This window comes from Streptomyces sp. CA-181903 (genome assembly GCF_050937075.1).
GTDB lineage: Bacteria > Actinomycetota > Actinomycetes > Streptomycetales > Streptomycetaceae > Streptomyces.
In genome coordinates this window covers 7411502-7428301 of sequence record NZ_JBNJLY010000001.1, presented here as the reverse complement: position 1 = coordinate 7428301, position 16800 = coordinate 7411502, and the positions used below count along the sequence as shown (strand labels likewise).

Annotated in this window: 12 protein-coding genes and 2 pseudogenes; 7 read left to right on the top strand and 7 right to left on the bottom strand. The window is 74.6% G+C overall.

Translation table 11 applies throughout. From position 1 onward, the window contains the following. Positions 1–39: 39 nt before the first annotated feature. On the bottom strand, positions 40–1629 hold the full coding sequence (locus tag ACQEVS_RS32745) for an alpha/beta hydrolase (RefSeq protein ID WP_433027077.1): 1590 nt from the start codon (positions 1627–1629) through the stop codon (positions 40–42). Between the two features lie 525 nt (positions 1630–2154). Between ACQEVS_RS32745 and ACQEVS_RS32740 the strand changes: the two genes are divergently transcribed. Genes ACQEVS_RS32740 through ACQEVS_RS32725 form a run of 4 tightly spaced genes read left to right on the top strand, consistent with a single transcriptional unit; the run spans position 2155 to position 4965 of the window. Then, positions 2155–2349 carry a hypothetical protein gene (locus ACQEVS_RS32740; RefSeq protein ID WP_433027074.1) on the top strand — a complete coding sequence of 65 codons (195 nt, stop codon included), beginning with the start codon at positions 2155–2157 and terminating at the stop codon, positions 2347–2349. Then, positions 2346–3077: a hypothetical protein gene (locus ACQEVS_RS32735; RefSeq protein ID WP_433027071.1), complete on the top strand. Its 732-nt coding sequence runs from the start codon at positions 2346–2348 to the stop codon at positions 3075–3077. Before ACQEVS_RS32740 ends, ACQEVS_RS32735 begins: the two co-directional genes overlap by 4 nt. Next, a complete protein-coding gene (locus tag ACQEVS_RS32730; protein WP_433027068.1) occupies positions 3074–3985 on the top strand; it encodes a DUF6895 family protein in 912 nt (303 codons plus the stop codon). The genes ACQEVS_RS32735 and ACQEVS_RS32730 overlap by 4 nt, the downstream gene beginning before the upstream one ends. Further along, a complete protein-coding gene (locus tag ACQEVS_RS32725) occupies positions 3982–4965 on the top strand; it encodes a serine hydrolase domain-containing protein (protein ID WP_433027065.1) in 984 nt (327 codons plus the stop codon). The genes ACQEVS_RS32730 and ACQEVS_RS32725 overlap by 4 nt, the downstream gene beginning before the upstream one ends. Before the next feature lie 40 nt (positions 4966–5005). Here the strand turns inward: ACQEVS_RS32725 and ACQEVS_RS32720 are convergent. From ACQEVS_RS32720 to ACQEVS_RS32705, 4 genes and pseudogenes are all read right to left on the bottom strand, one after another. After that, a pseudogene (locus ACQEVS_RS32720) lies at positions 5006–5803 on the bottom strand (M15 family metallopeptidase); the annotation flags it as partial. Between the two features lie 112 nt (positions 5804–5915). After that, the gene (locus ACQEVS_RS32715; RefSeq protein WP_433027062.1) at positions 5916–6749 is read right to left on the bottom strand and encodes an SAM-dependent methyltransferase; all 834 of its coding nucleotides are present in this window, start codon (positions 6747–6749) and stop codon (positions 5916–5918) included. 164 nt (positions 6750–6913) lie between these two features. Then, positions 6914–7462, bottom strand: a complete 549-nt coding sequence (locus ACQEVS_RS32710) for a hypothetical protein (protein WP_433027059.1) — start codon at positions 7460–7462, stop codon at positions 6914–6916. Positions 7463–7564: 102 nt separating this feature from the next. After that, a complete protein-coding gene (locus ACQEVS_RS32705; protein WP_433027056.1) occupies positions 7565–8458 on the bottom strand; it encodes an RNA polymerase sigma-70 factor in 894 nt (297 codons plus the stop codon). A 204-nt stretch (positions 8459–8662) separates the two neighbouring features. Between ACQEVS_RS32705 and ACQEVS_RS32700 the strand changes: the two genes are divergently transcribed. Beyond that, the gene (locus tag ACQEVS_RS32700) at positions 8663–9145 is read left to right on the top strand and encodes a carboxymuconolactone decarboxylase family protein (RefSeq protein WP_433027054.1); all 483 of its coding nucleotides are present in this window, start codon (positions 8663–8665) and stop codon (positions 9143–9145) included. A 98-nt stretch (positions 9146–9243) separates the two neighbouring features. Here the strand turns inward: ACQEVS_RS32700 and ACQEVS_RS32695 are convergent, their stop codons facing one another. Together ACQEVS_RS32695 and ACQEVS_RS32690 are read right to left on the bottom strand one after the other, a co-directional pair. Beyond that, entirely contained in the window at positions 9244–9987 is a 744-nt protein-coding gene (locus ACQEVS_RS32695) for a transglycosylase SLT domain-containing protein (RefSeq protein WP_433027051.1), read from the bottom strand. 918 nt (positions 9988–10905) lie between these two features. Next, positions 10906–11802, bottom strand: a pseudogene (locus tag ACQEVS_RS32690) (LysR family transcriptional regulator); the annotation flags it as partial. A gap of 197 nt (positions 11803–11999) precedes the next feature. Between ACQEVS_RS32690 and ACQEVS_RS32685 the strand changes: the two are divergent. Next, entirely contained in the window at positions 12000–12899 is a 900-nt protein-coding gene (locus ACQEVS_RS32685) for an SDR family oxidoreductase (protein WP_433027048.1), read from the top strand. A gap of 189 nt (positions 12900–13088) precedes the next feature. Then, the gene (locus tag ACQEVS_RS32680; protein WP_433027046.1) at positions 13089–16781 is read left to right on the top strand and encodes a nitrate reductase subunit alpha; all 3693 of its coding nucleotides are present in this window, start codon (positions 13089–13091) and stop codon (positions 16779–16781) included. Positions 16782–16800 lie beyond the last annotated feature (19 nt).

Sequence of the window (16800 nt, the reverse complement as noted above, 5' to 3'; positions counted from 1 at the left end):
CCGCCCGCAATGGCGCGGCGTACGAGCGGCGGCCCGGCGCTACTTCGGGCAGGTCGCGTCGGCCTCCGGAAGGCGGCCGGTGGCGAGGTAGGCGTTCACCCGCCCGTCCACGCACGCGTTGCCGTACTCGGCGTAGAGGCCGTGGTGCTCCGCTCCTTCGACGGTGAGGAGACGGGAGGACGGCAGCAGGCCGTGCAGGGCCCGGCTGCCGGCGTACGGGGTGCGCGGGTCGCCGGTGGCGGCGACGATCAGGGCGCGGGCGTCGGTGCGGACCTCGGTGGGTTGTTCGCGCGGCGGCCGGGGCCAGAACGCGCAGGGATTGGTGTTGTGCGCGAGCGGGCCGAAGACGGGGTGCGCGGCGCGGGAGTCCTCGACGGCGCGCCGGTACGTCTCGGCGTCGCGCGGTGCGGCGACGTCGCCGCACAGGATCGCCGCCTGGACGCTGCCCGCCGCGGACGCGGCCTCGCTCAGGGTGGCGGCGAGGATGTCGGCCAGCTGTTCGGGGGCCTCGACGGTGTCACCGTCGCGGGCGGCCCGGTGGAGCGCGGCGACCGCGCCGGCGAGGGCGGCGCGGTTGGGGTCCCGGTCGTCGGCCAGGGCGCTGAAGAGGAGGGACGGGACGACGGTGTCGTCGACCTCGTACGTCCGCTCCCCGGCACGCAGGGCGAGCGGGCGCCGGGCGGCCGTGCGGACGATGCCGTCGACGGTGGCGAGCACCTGTGCGCGGGTGCGGCCGAGCCCGTACCGGGCGTCGCGGCGCGCCGTCCAGTCGGCCCAGTGCTCCAGGGCGCGTTCGTTGGCGTCGATCGCCGTGGCCAGCAGCCGGGGGCTGTACGCGCGGGGGTCGAGGGCGCCGTCGAGGACGACCCGGTCGGTGCGGCCGGGGAACATCTGGGTGTACACGGTGCCGAGGTAGGTGCCGTAGGAGTAGCCCAGGTAGGAGATGCGGCGTTCGCCGAGGACGGCGCGGACGACGTCCATGTCCCGGGCGGTGTCGCGGGTGGTGATGTACGGCAGGACGTCGCCCGCCGCCCGGCCGCAGCGCTCGGCCAGGTCGCGCTGGAAGGCGGCCTGCCGCTCGAAGGTCTCCCGGCCGGAGCCGGCGGAGCGGAGCCAGGTGCCGGTGGGCCAGTGGCAGTCCAGCGGGGTGCTGCGGCCGACGAAGCGCGGGTCCATGCCGATGACGTCGTAGCGCTCACCGACGTCCTTCATGGCCGCGCGGATCTCCGCGGCGAGGCCGAGCGACGGGCCGCCGGGTCCGCCGTTGTTGACGAGGAGCGCACCGGCCCGGCGGGCGGTGTCGGTGGCCTTGACGCGGGAGACGGCGAGGGTGAGGGTACGGCCGCCGGGGTCGGAGTAGTCCAGGGGCACGGTGATCGTGGCGCAGCGGGCGCCGGCGCGGTCCAGGGCGCGGCCGGTCTCGTCGTCGGGTCCCTGGAGGCAGCTCTTCCAGTCCGGCCGCTGGTGCTGGTAGCGGGCGAGCCCGGCGGACGTGCCGGGACCTTCGCCGGCGGACGTACCGGAGCCGTCCCCGGCGCCCGTGCCCGTGCCGGCCTCCGCGACGGCGGGCAGTGCGGCCAGGCAGGCGGCGGCCGTCAGCGCGGCGGCGGCTCTGCGCAAGGGTGTCATCGCGTCTCCTTCACCATGAGCGGGGCGTTCCGGCAGCGGCCGGCCTCGACGCGACGGCCGCACCACGCCTCACGCTAGGCACCCGCGTGACCCGCCTCACTGGTGAAGACCCCCGAACGGCGGGTGGGGCCTCCCCCACCCGGCGCCGGCCCGCCGACGCGGCGTCAGGGGGCGTACGCAGTCGGGCGGACGGTCACTGGCCCACGGGCTGCCGGAGAAGGTCGGCGTCGCTGTGCGAGTACTCCATGACGATGTGACCCCTGTACTCCATGACGATGTGACCCCTGTCTGTCGTGAGGAAGGTGGGACGGGTGAAGGCTAGAACCTCGATAACGCTTGAGGTCAAGGCACTTGGGGCCGCGCCGGAGTCGTGCCGGTCGCGCCCCCGTGTGCGTCCGACACGACGCCACTCACCCTTTCGCGCCCCCTCCCGGTGGCCGGGGCAGCCCGTTCACGCTCCCTAGACTCGGGATGCGGGGCTTGCCGTTCGTCCGGCCCCCTGCCGACCCGTGAGGAGGCCCGCTCATGCCCGTGCAGGAGATCAGCCGTCCCGTCGCGCCCGTCGCGGCCCCTGCCGAAGCCGCCGCGGTCGAGGCACTGATGGCGGAACCGGAGTCCCCGGTCAGCGGCGCACCGCTCGAAGTGACCGCCGGGCTCGACGGCCTTCTCGGAGTCCTCCTGCTCTCCCCCAGGGAGCCCAAGGAGCCCAGGCGCAAGTGAGCGTCCGGCCCGCCTACGCGGCGGCGGCCGACGGGCTCGCGGACCGCGTCCTGGACGCGTTGTGCCGGGGGACGGACGGTGCGGGCCTGATCGCCCGGTACGTGGACGGCCATCCCGACCCTCTCGCGGCGCTCGCCGCCGTCCGGGTCGTCGGTGCGGACGTCTTCGTCCCCTGTCTCCTGGCCGGCGCTCCCCTGCGCGCGGAAGACGCCGACGCGGTGATCCGTTCCTTCACCGCCTTCCCGGTGCCGCCGGGCGGGCAGGCGTCGCGCTCGGCGTCCGCCGCCTGGCGTGACTGGGCGACCGCCCGCCTCCTCGTCCGCCTCGGCGCCGACGGCGCCCACCGGGTGGCGGCCCCGCCGCCTGCGGACGACGGCGTGCCGGGCGACCCTGCGCGCTGGCGGGAGTGGTCCCTCCGCATGGCCCGGCTGTCCCCGCTGGCCACGCCCCATCTCGACGGGCCGGTGCGCGTGGCGGCGCGCGGCGGGGCGGTCGCACTGAGCCGGGGGCTGACCCGCTCGCTGCTGCGTCGTGACCTCCCGACGGCCGCGCGGCTGGTCCGTTGGCTGGCGTTGCTCCGCCACGACGGCGTTACCCTGCCCCTGGACCCCGCGCCCGCTCTGGAGCATGTGGCGCTGCTGGCCGGCCGGAGCCCGCGGACCGCGCTGGACGCGGCTGTCGCGGGCCGGCTGCCGGCCTCGGGCGGCCCGGAAGCGGTCGCCGTATGACGCTGCCCGCGCCCGTAGTGACGGCCGCCCGGAGCATGGCCGACCGCGCCCTGACCTGGCTGCACACCCACCGCGCCCTCGGCGCGTTCCCGCCCGGCGCCACCGGGGGACTCGCCGGTCCCGACAGCGTCTGCCAACCCCTGGGCGAGACCGCCCTCGCCGCGTCCCTCGTGCTGCGCTCCCCCGGTGTCCTCGGCCCCGCGCGGCGCGAGGCCGCCCGGGAACTGCTGGAGTTCGCCTGGGCGCAGTTCCGGGACGGCGACCTGCTCTACGCACGCCAGTTGCGCCACCCGCTGGTGACCGATCCCCTGGAGATCTACGCGCACTTCGCCCGCTGCGGCCTCCGGCACACGGACCTCGACCGGCTGCTCGCCCACCGCGCCGGGCTGCGGTCGGCGCGCGGCGTCGAGCTGTTGCCCAACCGCCGGCTCGCCGTCGCCAACGCCCATCGTGTCGCCGGTCTCGGCCCGGACGAGGACTGGGCCGGGCTCGCCCGCGCCACCTGGCTCGCCGCCGCTCCCGAACCGTGGGCCATCGACTGGTTCACCGCCTACGTGCTGACCCACACGGTCTTCCACCTCACCGACTGGGGCGGGCTCCCCCACGGGCTGCCGCCCGATCTCGCCCGCTATGTGCGGACGTGGCTGCCCGTGTGGATCGATGTCTGGCGCGAAGTGCGCGCGTGGGACCTGGTGGCCGAGCTGATGCTCACCGGCGTCTGCCTGGACGAGCCCTACTGCTCGCCGGCCGACTGGGAGACGGTCGCCGCGCTCCAGAACGACGACGGTCTGGTACCGCGCGACGGCGAGCCCGTGGCGGGCGACGCGCGGAGGCGCTTCGAAGACCACCGGCACACAGTGGCCGTCACCGTGATCGCCGGTGTCGTCGCCCTCGCGCGGGCGGCGTGACGGGCGCCCCGCTCCGGGACCGGCTCCCGCCACTGCCGGCCCGGGGCGCGGACGCCGTGGCCGTCGCGGCCGTGCGCCGCGGCGAGCACGTCGTGCTGTGCCGGGGGTCGGCCCGGCCGGACTCGCGCTTCGAGGTCGGCTCCCTGACGAAGACCTTCACCGCCCTGCTCCTCGCGGAACTCGCCGCCCGCGGCGAGGTGCGGTACGACGACCCCGTCGCCCGCTACCTGCCCCACGGCGCACCCGGCCCGATCACCCTGCTCCACCTGGCCACGCACACCTCCGGCCTGCCGCACCTGCCACCGGGGCTGCTGCCGCGGGCCGTCCGGCACGGCTGGTTCCGCAACCCGTACGCGGGCTACCCTGCCGGCCTGGTGGAGGCCGTGCTGCCGCGTACCCGGCTGCGCCACCCTCCCGGCACACGCGTGCGCTACTCCAACTTCGGTGTAGGGCTGCTCGGTCACGTCCTCGCCCACGCCGCCGGCACCCCGTACCCGGCGCTGCTCGCCGAGCGCGTCCTGCGGCCCCTGGGCCTGACGGACACCGACTGCGACGCGGGGCGCCCCCAGCTGACGGGCCGGTGGCGCGGCCGGCCGCGCCCCGCCTGGCTGATTCCGGGGCTGCCGGCCGCCGGTGCGCTGCGCTCCAGCGCGCGGGACCTGCTCACCGTCGTCCGGGCACTCCTGGAGCCCGCGTGCGCCGCCGGTCCGCCGAGTCTGCGCGCGGCGCTGGCCGACGTCCGGCGCCCGCGGCTGGTCCTGCCGCGCACGGGCAAGCGGTTGTGCCTGGTCTGGAACCTGAACCCGCGCGGGGGCCGTCCGCTGCTCCACCACTCCGGGGCGACGCGGGGGTTCACCGCCTTCGCGGGCTTCCTGCCGGGGTCGGGAGCGGCCCTCGTGGCGCTGGCCGACGCCGGGCCGACCCCGGCGTCCGGCTTCGTCCAGGCGTCCTACGAGGCGCTGTGCGGGCTGGAGGACTGACGGACGCGTCCGCCGGAACCCCTACCGGGCCGACCGGCCGGAGTGAGTGCCGGGTGACCGGGAAGTCGAGGTACGTGTCCGGGAACGTCTCCGGCTGGTACGTGTAGTGCCACCATTCTTCCGGGAGGTTCCGGAAACCGGCCTTCTCCAGGCCGGATTTGAGCAGGAGTCGGTTGGCGCGCTGGGTGCCGACGACGCGCGGGTCGAGGGTGTGCGACAGGGTGTCGAAGCAGTCGAACCCGGTGCCCATGTCCAGGGAGTTGTCGGGGAAGCGGTCGCGCTGCGGCCCGTAGCACGGCTTCAGCGGTTCGCCGGGGCGGTACGGGCGGGTGGGGAGCGCGGGCAGCCGGACGAGGGTCAGGTCGACCGTACTGCCTTTGCTGTGGCCTGACTTGGCCGCGATGTAGCCGTCCTCGAACAGCCGCGTCTTGTCGACGCGCGGGTAGAACTCCGCCTTCATCCGCTGGTCGCCGAGGTCCTCGGCCCAGCGGACGAAGTGGTCGACGGCGCGCTGCGGCCGGTAGCAGTCGTAGACCTTGAGGGAGTAGCCCTGCCGGAGGAACGTCCGCTGCGCCCGGCGCAGTGCGGTGGCCGTGTCACGCGTCACGACGCACAGGGGCTGCCGGTAGCCGTCGATCCGCTCGCCGGTGAAGTTGTGGCGGGTGCGGTAGCGCATTTCCTGCCGGATGGTCGGGTCGACGTCCCGGAGGGCGACGAACTCCGGTGGCGCCGTGGGCTCACGGCGTTCCCGTGCCGCGGCCGGGGCGGTGGCGGGCACGGCCGTCACCGCGAGGGCGGCGGCCGTCCCGGCGACCAGGCCGCGGAGAACTCTTCGCATCGGATTCGAACCCCCTTCGTACGTGTCCGGGGTGCCGCGGTGGTGCCCGGCCCCGGCGGCATCCTGGCGGAGGCGCGCCGGGGGCGTCCAGCGCACCGGGCGGCGGTATCGGTCACGCCGTCGAGCGCCGCGCGTGGAAGATGCCCCAGCGCAGGCGTCCGCTCCGGGCCGCGTCCACCCACAGCGGCAGGTTGAGCAGGAGGCCCTGGAGGTAGTCGGGGCTGATGAGGTCCCGGAGGGTGTCCTTCCGGGATTCGGTCTCCTCGGTCAGCCGGACGTAGTGGCGCACCAGTTGTTCGCTGTGGTCGTCGAAGCCGACGTCCTCCAGGCCGAGTGCCGTCAGCCGTTCCCGGTAGAACGCCGGCGTGGCCAGCGCGTCGACGCCGAGCCGGGCGAGGACGGGCCGCAGGGCGTCGTCGGGGGTGCCCTCGGCGGCCATGATGTCGGTGAACGCCAGGGCGCCGCCCGGCGCCAGGACGCGTGCCGCCTCGGCCAGCGCGCGGGCGCGGTCGTCGCTGTGGCAGAGCGCCTCCAGCGAGCAGACGGCGTCGAACTCGCCGTCGCCGTAGGGCACGTCGTGGAACGAGCCGGTGACGACCTCGACGAGGCCGTCCAGGCCGCGCTCGGTGTTGGTCTCGCGGTGCCGTTCGTTCTGTGCCTCGCTGAGGTTGAGGGCGACGACCCGGCACCCGAACCGCCCGGCCAGGTAGCGGGCGGTGCCCCCGTACCCGGAGCCGAGATCCAGGGCCCGCCGCCCGGGCCCCAGCCGGTCGGCGAGGTACGCCGCCATCCGCTCCACGGTCCGCCGCGACGCGTCCGCGACGGGCTCCCCCTCGCGTGCGTAGCTGCCGGTGTGGATGTCCTCGCCGCCCCAGACGGCGTCGTAGAAGACGTCCACGTCCCGCGTCTCGTAGTAGCGCCGCGTCGCCTCGTCGTGTCGCCGCACTCCGCTCACCTCACCTTGGGGGCTGAACCTTGGGCCTGAACCTTGGGGGCTGATCGTTCCGACCGTCCCCAATCTGCCGTCGCGGGCGCGCGGTGAACAGAGGGCGTGGCCGGGGCGGCGGTACGGGCGGGTGTGCGGGACGGTCGTTCCGGGGGCGCCGCCGGTCAGACGGGTTGCCTACGCGTGGCCACATAGGCGAAAGGCGCCGAGACACCGGCGCTGTGGTGGTCGGCCGCCGAAAGGGCCAGTTCCAGGCGTTTCCGCGGCTTCAGTTCGAGGTCCGCCGTGGCGTGCAGGGCGCCCAGCGCGAATCCCTCGCCGCAGCCCACGGCGGCGTATCCGTCGGCGGGTTCGGCTATCTGATAGTCGCCGTAGACGGCGAACAGACGGCCGTTTATGCCGACGAGGAATGTGCCGGCGGATTCCTGTTCGGCGTCCTTGCGCGCCCAGCCGCCTTCCTTCAGGCACTTGCGGAGCTTGTCGACGAAGACGGTCGTCATGAAGCGGTCCAGATCGCCAGCGGGTTTGGGGGCGCGGAACGCGTGGTGCAGCAATTGGCCCATGCGGAAACTGGTGGTGAAGCCCATGACGTACGGGCCGTTCCGGAAGATCTTCGGATCCCGGCGGACGGTGATCCGGAGGCCGGCGACCCCGGCCGAATCCCCGCCCAGGTGCACCCGCCCGTTGTGTACGAGCCCGGCGATCACGGTCATGCGTCGTCCCCCTCCGCTGTACCCCTGCTCCTCTGCTCCCCTTCTCGATTACTGCGCCCGGGGCGGCGGCCGGAAACCGGCGGTCCGGCACGGCGGCCGGGCTCAGCGGGTGACGGCGGTCTCCCGTTCGAGGCGGGACAGCTTCTCGGGGTTGCGCACGGCGTAGAGGCCGGTGACGAGGCCGTCGTCGATCCGCACCGTCAGAACGGTGTCGACCGCGCCGTCGAGCCGGACGACCAGGGCCGGGAAACCGTTGGCCCACACCGGGCGCAGCGACGCCGCGGCGGCGGGGATCCGGGCGAGCACCCGGGCCACCGTGCCGGCCCCGACGACGGGGGCCGTCGCGGCCCGCACGACACCGCCGCCGTCCGTCAGCAGGACGACGTCGGGGGCGAGGACGTCGAGCAGCGCGTTCAGGTCGCCGGTCTCGACGGCCCGCCGGAACGCCGCGAGGGCGTCCCGGGTCTCGGCCGGGGAGACGGCGCCGCGCGGGCGGCGCGCCGCGACGTGCGCGCGGGCCCGGTGCGCGATCTGGCGGGCCGTGCCCGGGCTCTTGTCGACGGCCGCCGCGATCTCGTCGTACGCCAGGCCGAACACCTCGCGCAGCACGAACACCGCCCGCTCCGTCGGCGTGAGCGTCTCCAGGACCAGCAGCATCGCCGTCGAGACGCTGTCGGCGAGCTCGACGTCCTCGGCCACGTCCGGCGTGGTGAGCAGCGGCTCGGGCAGCCAGGGGCCGACGTAGGACTCCCGGCGCCGGCGCAGCGTCCGGAGCCGGGTCAGCGCCTGGCGGGTGGTGATCCGCACGAGGTACGCGCGCCGCTCGCGCACGGTGTCGAGGTCGACGTCCGCCCAGCGCAGCCAGGTCTCCTGCAGGACGTCCTCGGCGTCGGCGGCGGAGCCGAGCATCTCGTAGGCGACGGTGAACAGCAGGTTGCGGTGGGCGAGGAACGTCTCGGTGGCGGGGTCGGGGGTGGGGCGGCTGGGCTCGCGCATGGGGGGTCCTGTCTGTCTGTGGTCGCCGTTCTCGGCCGTTCACGCGCACAGGACGCCGGGCCCGGCCGCCGTGTGACGTCCGCGGGCGGTGGCGCCCGTCACATCGCCGCGCCGTCACACGTTTCCGGCGGGCGGCGTCTGGTGGGCGCAAGGAGGCCGCGCCGACACCGTGCGCGGTACCCGACTCACGAGGAGGACGCTCTGATGGAACCCCGTTTCGACCTGTTCGCCACCGAGACCGGCACGAGGATCGGCAAGCGGACCGCCGCGGTCAGCGCGGTGATCGAGCCGGCCCTGCCCAAGCCCCTCCGGGAACTGGTCTGCCTGCGCGCCAGCCAGATCAACGGCTGCGGCTTCTGCGCCGACGTCCACACCAAGGAGGCCGCGGCCTCGGGCGAGTCCGCGCTCCGGCTCGGCCTGGTCGCCACCTGGCGCGAGTCCACCGTGTTCACGGACGCCGAACGGGCCGCGCTGGCGCTCGCGGAGGAGGGCACCCGGCTCGCCGACGCCCACCAGGGCGTGTCCGACGAGACCTGGGCGCGGGTGCGCGAGCACTACGACGACGACCAGGTCGCGGCGCTGGTCGGGCTCGTCGCCATGATCAACGCGGCCAACCGGTTCGGCGTGATCCTGCGCCGGCCGGGCGGCTCGTACGAGCCCGGCGTGTTCGCCGCCCTGCGGGACTGACCGGCGGGACCGGCCGGGACGGCGGCCGGGGTACGACGACAGCCGTGGGCGGCGTCCGGAGGGGACGCCGCCCACGGCTGTCGTGTGGTTTCCGCCGGTCAGTAGGCGGAGTTCACGTGGTCCATGGAGCCGTACTTGTCGGCCGCGTAGTTGCAGGACGCCACGATGTTGGCGACCGGGTCCCAGATGTCCCAGGACGTGCCCTCGACGTGGTACGCCTTGAACGTCGGGTCGATGATCTGCAGCAGACCCTTGGACGGCACACCGTTGACGGCGTTGACGTCCCAGTCGTTGATCGCGTGCGGGTTACCGGTCGACTCCCGCATGATGTTCCGCTTCACACCCTCGTAGGAGGCCGGGATGCCCTTGGCCTTCATGATGTCCAGAGCCTGGGAGATCCAGCCCTCCAGGTCGTTGCCGTACGCCTTCGGCGCCGGAGCGGCGGGAGCGGCGGGGGCAGCCGGCTTCTGGATCGGCTTGCGGGCGGTGGAGCGGTTCGCGGCCTGCTTCTCCGCACGGTCCTTGTCCGCCTCGGCCTTGGCCTTGGCGTCCGCCTTGGCCTTGGCGTCGGCGTCGGCCTTGGCCTTGGCGGCGTGCTTGGCCGCGGCAGCCTCGGTCCGGGCCTGCTCGGCCGCCTTGTCGGCGGCGTCCGCCCGCTCGGCGGCCTGCGCCTGACCGAAAGCCTCCATGTTCATCGCGACCGGCTTGACCGGCGCCGGGGCCGCCACCGCGTGCGAGGCGGCACCGAACGCGACAGCGGCGGCACCGGCGGCGGTCAGAGCCGCGGCGGAGAACTTGTGGGCCTTGGTCAGACGGGTATAGCCGGAGTGAGTGGAACGCATGAGGAGGGTGAACCTTTCGGATCGGGAAACCGCCACGGGCCTGGACCGGCGCAAAGAAAAGCGCCGTTCTCGGTCGGACGGCGCCGTGCGGTCCCACCATTCTTAGCGGCGGCCAAAACCCCTGGCAACGACCGTGTCTACGGCCCTCTTTCGAGGTCGGGACGGTACGGACGGAGGCGCTCCCGGGCGCGTCCGGGCGGCGGCGCGACGGCCGGATACGGCCCGGCGCCGTAGGTGACGCGGGTCTCATGGGCGGGCACACACCCAGCGCCCCTCCGGCTCACGTGGCGTCGGCCGGGCGCTACGCGGCGAAGCCGGATTCCGGGGCCGGAGCCGGTCCGTGTTCGGTCGCCCGACGCCGGGCGAGCACCCCATCCGGCGCAGGGCCGCCGGATGCCGGACGCCGGGCCGGGCGCAGGGACAGGAGCCACGCCGCGCCCGGCGTCGGACCCCGCGTCCCGCTCGGGACCGGGCTCCGCACCCTTCGCGGCTGGGCGGTCCCCCACTCCACGCGGAGCCGGAGCCGCACCCGACACAGAACCGGACGCGCCCGGCACAGGCACGGAAGCCACGCCCCGCCGCGATCGAACCCCAGCCGCGCTCGGAGGTCGGGGTTCGCACCCGGCACAGGTCGGTCACCACACCCGGCACAGAGCCGTACGCGCCCCCCACAGACACGGAAACCACACCCCGCCCGCGACCGGACCCGACGCCCTACGCGGAGCCGGGCGCGGCGCCCCGCTCGGGAGCGGGCGCGTCCCGCACGGAACCGGGTTCCATGCCCGGCCCAGGGGCAGGCACCACCCCCCGCCCAGGCGCGGCATCCGCGCCCGCCGCGGAGCCCGGTGTGCCGCCCGACGCGGGCGCATGGGTCACTCCGCGCGCGGGCCCGGGTTCCCCCGCCGCCCCCGGTCCCGGCCCCGCTCCCGTCAGCAGCTCCCCGGCGCACGCGGCGAAGGCCGTCACCAGTCGGCTCCGGTCGCCCGCCCGGGTCGCCAGGACCACGTGGCTCGGCTCGACGCCTTCCAGGGGGATCACGGTCAGGTCCGGGCGGAGGCCGGCTGTCGCGCCGGCGGCCATGATGGCGACGGCCTCGCCCGCCGCCACGTGCTCCAGCTTGTCCTCCATGGACTCGATCAGCGGGCCGCCGGGTGCCGGGCGGCCGTCCGGTCGGGGGTCGATACGCCAGTAGGCGTCCCAGACGGGGTCGGGGTCGCGTACGCGGGGCAGGGGTTCGTCGGCGATGTCGTCCAGGGTCGCGCGGCTCCTGCCGGCCAGCCGGTGGTCGCGGGGGACGACGAGGACCCGTGGCTCGGAGTACAGGAGCGTCACGTGGAGTCCCTCGGCGGGGAAGGGCAGGCGGGCCACCACGGCGTCCGCGCGGTGGTCGAGGAGGGCCGCGCTCACGTCGTCCCACCGCAGGTGCACGGTCGCCGCCTCCGCTTCCGGGTGCAGGCGGCGCAGCTCGCGCACCGCGGGCGTGATGATCAGGGGTGGGAGGACGCCGATGGTGAGGCGGTCGGGCCGGGCCGCGGCGCGGGTACGGGAGGCCGCTTGCGCGGCGGATCGCAGGAGCGCCTTGGCGAGCGGCAGGAAGACCTCTCCGGCCTCGGTGAGCCGGGTGCCGCGCGGGGTGCGGTCCAGCAGCCGGGCGCCCAGCCGCCGCTCCAGGCTCCGGATCTGCCGGCTGAGCGACGGCTGGGCGATACGCAGGGCCTCGGCGGCGCGGCCGAAGTGCCGGTGCTCGGCGACGGCGGTGAAGTAGCGCACCAGCCGCAGGTCGAGATCCGGCGCGGGGCCTGCTGGTTCGGGCATGCCGGAAGCGTACTCCCGCCGGATGTCCGGGAGTTCCCCATCACCAACTATGAGCTGTGGTGATGCCTGTATCGCATGGCCGTATGCGGAATGGGACCTGGCCCGTCGCGCTCTCCGTCCGGAGGATGGGTCCATCGCCTCCGCCACCGACCGGTCACCGGGCGGGGCGCCCCCTTTCCTCTTCTCAGGAGTTCACCATGCGTGTCTTCGTCACCGGCGCCTCCGGCTTCATCGGTTCCGCCGTGGTCCGGGAACTGCTCGGCGCCGGGCACCGGGTCCTCAGTCTCGCCCGTTCCGACCGGAGCGCCGCCGCCCTCGTGGAAGCCGGTGCCGAGGTGTGCCGGGGCGACCTCGGCGACCCGGAGGGCCTGCAAGGTCCGGCCGCCGCCTCGGACGGCGTCGTCCACCTCGCCTACCGCCACGACCTGCTGGACACCGGGGACCTCACCACCGCAGGCGAGATCGACCTGCGGGCCGTGGAGGCCCTCGGCGCGGCGCTGGAGGGTTCCGGCAAGCCGCTGGTCTCGGCCTCCGGTTCCATGATCGTGCAGGCGTCGGGCCCGGTCGCGACGGAGGAGGACCCGGCTGCGCCGGGCACCCACCGGACGCCGGCGGAGAACGCGGTGCTCGCCCTGGCCGGGCGCGGCGTCCGCTCGTCCGCCGTCCGCCTCCCCCCGACCGTGCACGGCCGCGGCGACCGTGCGTTCCTCCCGGAGGTGATCGGCCGCGCCCGTGCCCGCGGTGTGTCGGCGTACGTCGGGGACGGCGCGAACCGCTGGCCCGCCGTGCATCTGCTCGACGCGGCCGTCCTGTTCCGGCTGGCCCTGGAGTCCGCGCCGGCCGGCAGCCGCCTGCACGGCGTCGCGGAGGAGGGGGTGCCGTTCCGCGACATCGCGTCCCTCGTCGGCCGCCGGCTGGGGCTTCCGGTGCGGGGCCTCTCCGGTGACGAGGCCGCCGCCCACTTCGGGTGGCTCACCCCGTTCGCCGGCCTGGACTCCCCCGCCTCGGCCACCCTGACACGGGAGCGGCTGGGCTGGCGTCCCGTCCGTCCGGGCCTCCTCGCGGACCTGGAGGAGGGGCACTACTGGGTGGTCTGACGCGCCCCGCCCCGGCTACACACATGTAATTCGCAACTAGTGCAAAGCACAAGGAAAACTTCCTATAGCCCTCCTCAACTCCCGCCAAGCCCTGCTGAACGAGCGGGGTTGGGCAGCATCGTGGATGCGGAACGGAGCGCGCCGCAGTCCGGCGGAGGCTCGGATCCGTCACGCGAAGGGGTGAGGTGCGTGGCTCTTCGTCGGGCCCGTGACAGGGCGGAGGCGGCGGCAGCGGCCGCCGAGGAGCGGCTGCTGCGGCTGGGCCGTTCGCTGCGGCCGGTGGACACGACGCCCGATCTGCGGGCCGTGTTCCGGACGGACCAGGACGTCAACGACAGCCCGTACCGGGAGCGCTGGGCGCACGACAAGGTGGTGCGCTCCACCCACGGGGTGAACTGCACCGGGTCCTGCTCCTGGAAGGTGTACGTCAAGGACGGCCTGATCACCTGGGAGACGCAGCAGACGGACTACCCGTCGGTGGGCCCGGACCGGCCGGAGTACGAGCCGCGCGGCTGCCCGCGGGGCGCGTCGTTCTCCTGGTACACGTACTCGCCGACGCGGGTGCGCCACCCCCACGTCCGCGGCGTCCTGCTGGAGATGTACCGGGAGGCGCGGGAGCGGCTGGGCGATCCGGTGGCCGCCTGGGCGGAGGTCACCGCCGATCCGCGGCGGCGGCGCCGCTACCAGAAGGCGCGGGGCAAGGGCGGGCTGGTGCGCGTCGGCTGGGAGGAGGCGCTGGAGATCGCCGCCGCCGCGCACGTGCACACCATCGCCGCGCACGGCCCCGACCGCGTCGCCGGGTTCTCGCCGATCCCCGCGATGTCGATGGCGTCGCACGCGGTGGGGGCGCGTTTCATGGCGCTGATCGGCGCGCCGATGCTGTCGTTCTACGACTGGTACGCCGATCTGCCGATCGCGTCCCCGCAGGTGTTCGGGGACCAGACGGACGTGCCGGAGTCCGGCGACTGGTGGGACGCCGCGTACCTGATGCTGTGGGGTTCGAACGTGCCGGTCACCCGGACCCCGGACGCGCACTGGATGGCCGAGGCGCGGTACCGCGGCCAGAAGGTGGTCGTGGTGTCGCCGGACTACGCGGACGCCACCAAGTTCGCCGACGAGTGGCTGCACCCGCATCCGGGGACGGACGGGGCGCTCGCCATGGCGATGGGGCACGTCGTCCTCACCGAGTTCTTCGTCGAGCGGCAGGTCCCCTACTTCACGGACTACGTCACGCGCTTCACCGACCTGCCGTTCCTCGTCGCCCTCGACGCGCACGAGGACGGGACGTACACCCCGGGGAAGTTCCTGACCGCCGTCGACGTGGAGGGCGGCTCCCCGTGGAAACCGGTGCTGTTCGACGCCGCCACCGGCCGCCCCTCCGTACCCGGCGGCACCTTGGGCGACCGCTGGGGCGCGGACGGCGAGGGCCGCTGGAACCTCGATCTCGGCGCCATCCGGCCGGAGTTGAGCTTCCACCGGCCGGATGGCCCGTCCGTCGAGGTACTGCTGCCGCGCTTCGACGAGCCGGGCGGCACGCTGCGGCGCGGCGTCCCGGTGCGGGAGGTCGGCGGCCGGCCGGTCACCACCGTGTTCGACCTGCTGCTCGCCGGGTACGGGGTGCGGCGGCCGGGGCTGCCGGGCCGCTGGCCGGCCGGTTACGACGACGCCTCCGAACCGTGCACCCCCGCCTGGCAGGAGGCGGTCACCTCCGTGCCGGCCGCGCGGGCGGCGCGCGTCGCCCGCGAGTTCGCTCGGACCGCCGAGGCGTCCCGGGGCCGGGCGATGATCGTCATGGGCGCGGGCACCAACCACTGGTTCCACTCGGACACCATCTACCGCTCGTTCCTGTCCCTGTTGCTGCTCACCGGCTGTCAGGGCGTCAACGGCGGCGGCTGGGCGCACTACGTCGGGCAGGAGAAGGTGCGGCCGTACGCGGGCTGGCAGCAGCTCTCGACCGCGGCCGACTGGTGCCGTCCGTCCCGGCAGATGGCGGGCACGCCGTACTGGTACCTGCACACCGGCCAGTGGCGCTACGAGCGGTACGGCGCCGACGCGCTGGCGGCGGCGACCGGCCGCGGCCTCTTCGCCGGCCGGCACACGGCCGACCTGGTCGCGCAGTCCGCCCGGCTCGGCTGGATGCCCTCCTATCCGACGTTCTCGGCCAACCCGCTGGACCTGGGCGCGGCCGTCCGGGCCGAGGGGGCGGACCCCGGCGCGTGGGTGGCGCGCCAACTGACCGCCGGGAAGCTGCGGTTCGCCTGTGAGGACCCCGACGCGCCCGCCAACTGGCCGCGGGTGCTGACGGTCTGGCGCGCCAACCTCATCGGTTCCTCGGCGAAGGGCAACGAGTACTTCCTCCGCCACCTGCTGGGCGCCGACGACAACGCGAGCGCGCCCGAGGCGCCGCCGGAGGACCGCCCGCGCGATGTGCTGTGGCGGGAGGAGGCGCCACGCGGCAAGCTCGACCTGCTGCTGGCGCTGGACTTCCGGATGACGTCGACGACGCTCTTCGCCGACCTCGTGCTGCCCGCCGCCACCTGGTACGAGAAGCACGACCTGTCCAGCACGGACATGCACCCCTATGTGCACGCCTTCTCCCCCGCGATCGACCCGCCCTGGGAGGCGCGCACGGACTTCGAGATCTTCCAGGGGCTGGCGGCGAAGGTCGCCGAGCTGGCCCGCGGGCGGCTGGACACGGCGTACGACCTGGTGGCGACGGCGCTCCAGCACGACACGCCCGGCGAGACCGCCCAGCCCGGCGGGCACGTGCCCGACTGGCGGGAGGCCGGCGTGCCCGCCGCACCCGGTCACAACCTGCCCGGCTTCGCCCTGGTCGAGCGCGACTACACGGCCGTCGCCGAGAAGCTGGCCGCCTTCGGGCCGCTGTCCGAACGGAACGGCGTCCAGGTCAAGGGCGTCACCGTACGTCCCGAGCCGGAGAGTCGCTGGCTGGCCGCCCGCTGCGGGACGGCCGTCGGGGGCGTGGCGGCGGGCCGGCCGCTGCTGGACACGGACGTGAAGTTCTGCGAGGCGATCCTCGCGCTGTCGGGCACCACCAACGGCCGGATCGCCGCCGAGGGCTTCGGCGAGCTGGCCCGGCGGTGCGGGCCGGGGAGCGGGCTCGCCGGTCTCGGCGAGGCGGTGGCCGAACGGCGGGTGGTGTTCTCCGACGCCCAGGACCGGCCGGTGCAGGTGGGGGCCAGCTTCGAGTGGTCCGGCAAGGAGGCGCCGGACCGCCGCTACGCGCCGTTCACCGTCAACATCGAGCACCGCAAGCCCTGGCACACCCTCACCGGCCGCCAGCACTTCTACCTCGACCACGACTGGATCGCCGAGCTCGGCGAGCAACTCCCCGTCTACCGCCCGCCGTTGGATCTGGCGGCGCTCGGGGAGTACGGGCCGGGCCCGGACGCCGGGGACGGCCGGGCGGTCACCGTCCGGTACGTCACCCCGCATTCGAAGTGGTCGATCCACTCCGAGTACCAGGAGAACCCGCTGATGCAGACCCTGGCCCGGGGCGGCCCGGTGATCTGGATGAGCGTGCCGGACGCCGAGGCGATCGGGGCGGCGGACAACGACTGGGTCGAGGCGGTCAACGCCAACGGCGTCGTCGTCGCCCGGGCCGTGGTCTCGCACCGCATGCCACCCGGCACCGTGTTCATGTACCACGTGCAGGAGCGCCTGGTGAACGTCCCGAAGTCCGCGGCGACCGGCCGCCGCGGGGGCGTGCACAACGCGCTCACCAAGCTGCTGATCAAGCCCACCCATCTCATCGGCGGTTACGGCCAGTTGGCGTTCGCGCCCAACTACTACGGACCCACCGGCAACCAGCGGGACGCCGTCACCACCATCCGGCGGCGCCCGCAGAACGTGGAGTACTGACGTGCGCCATGGCAAACCC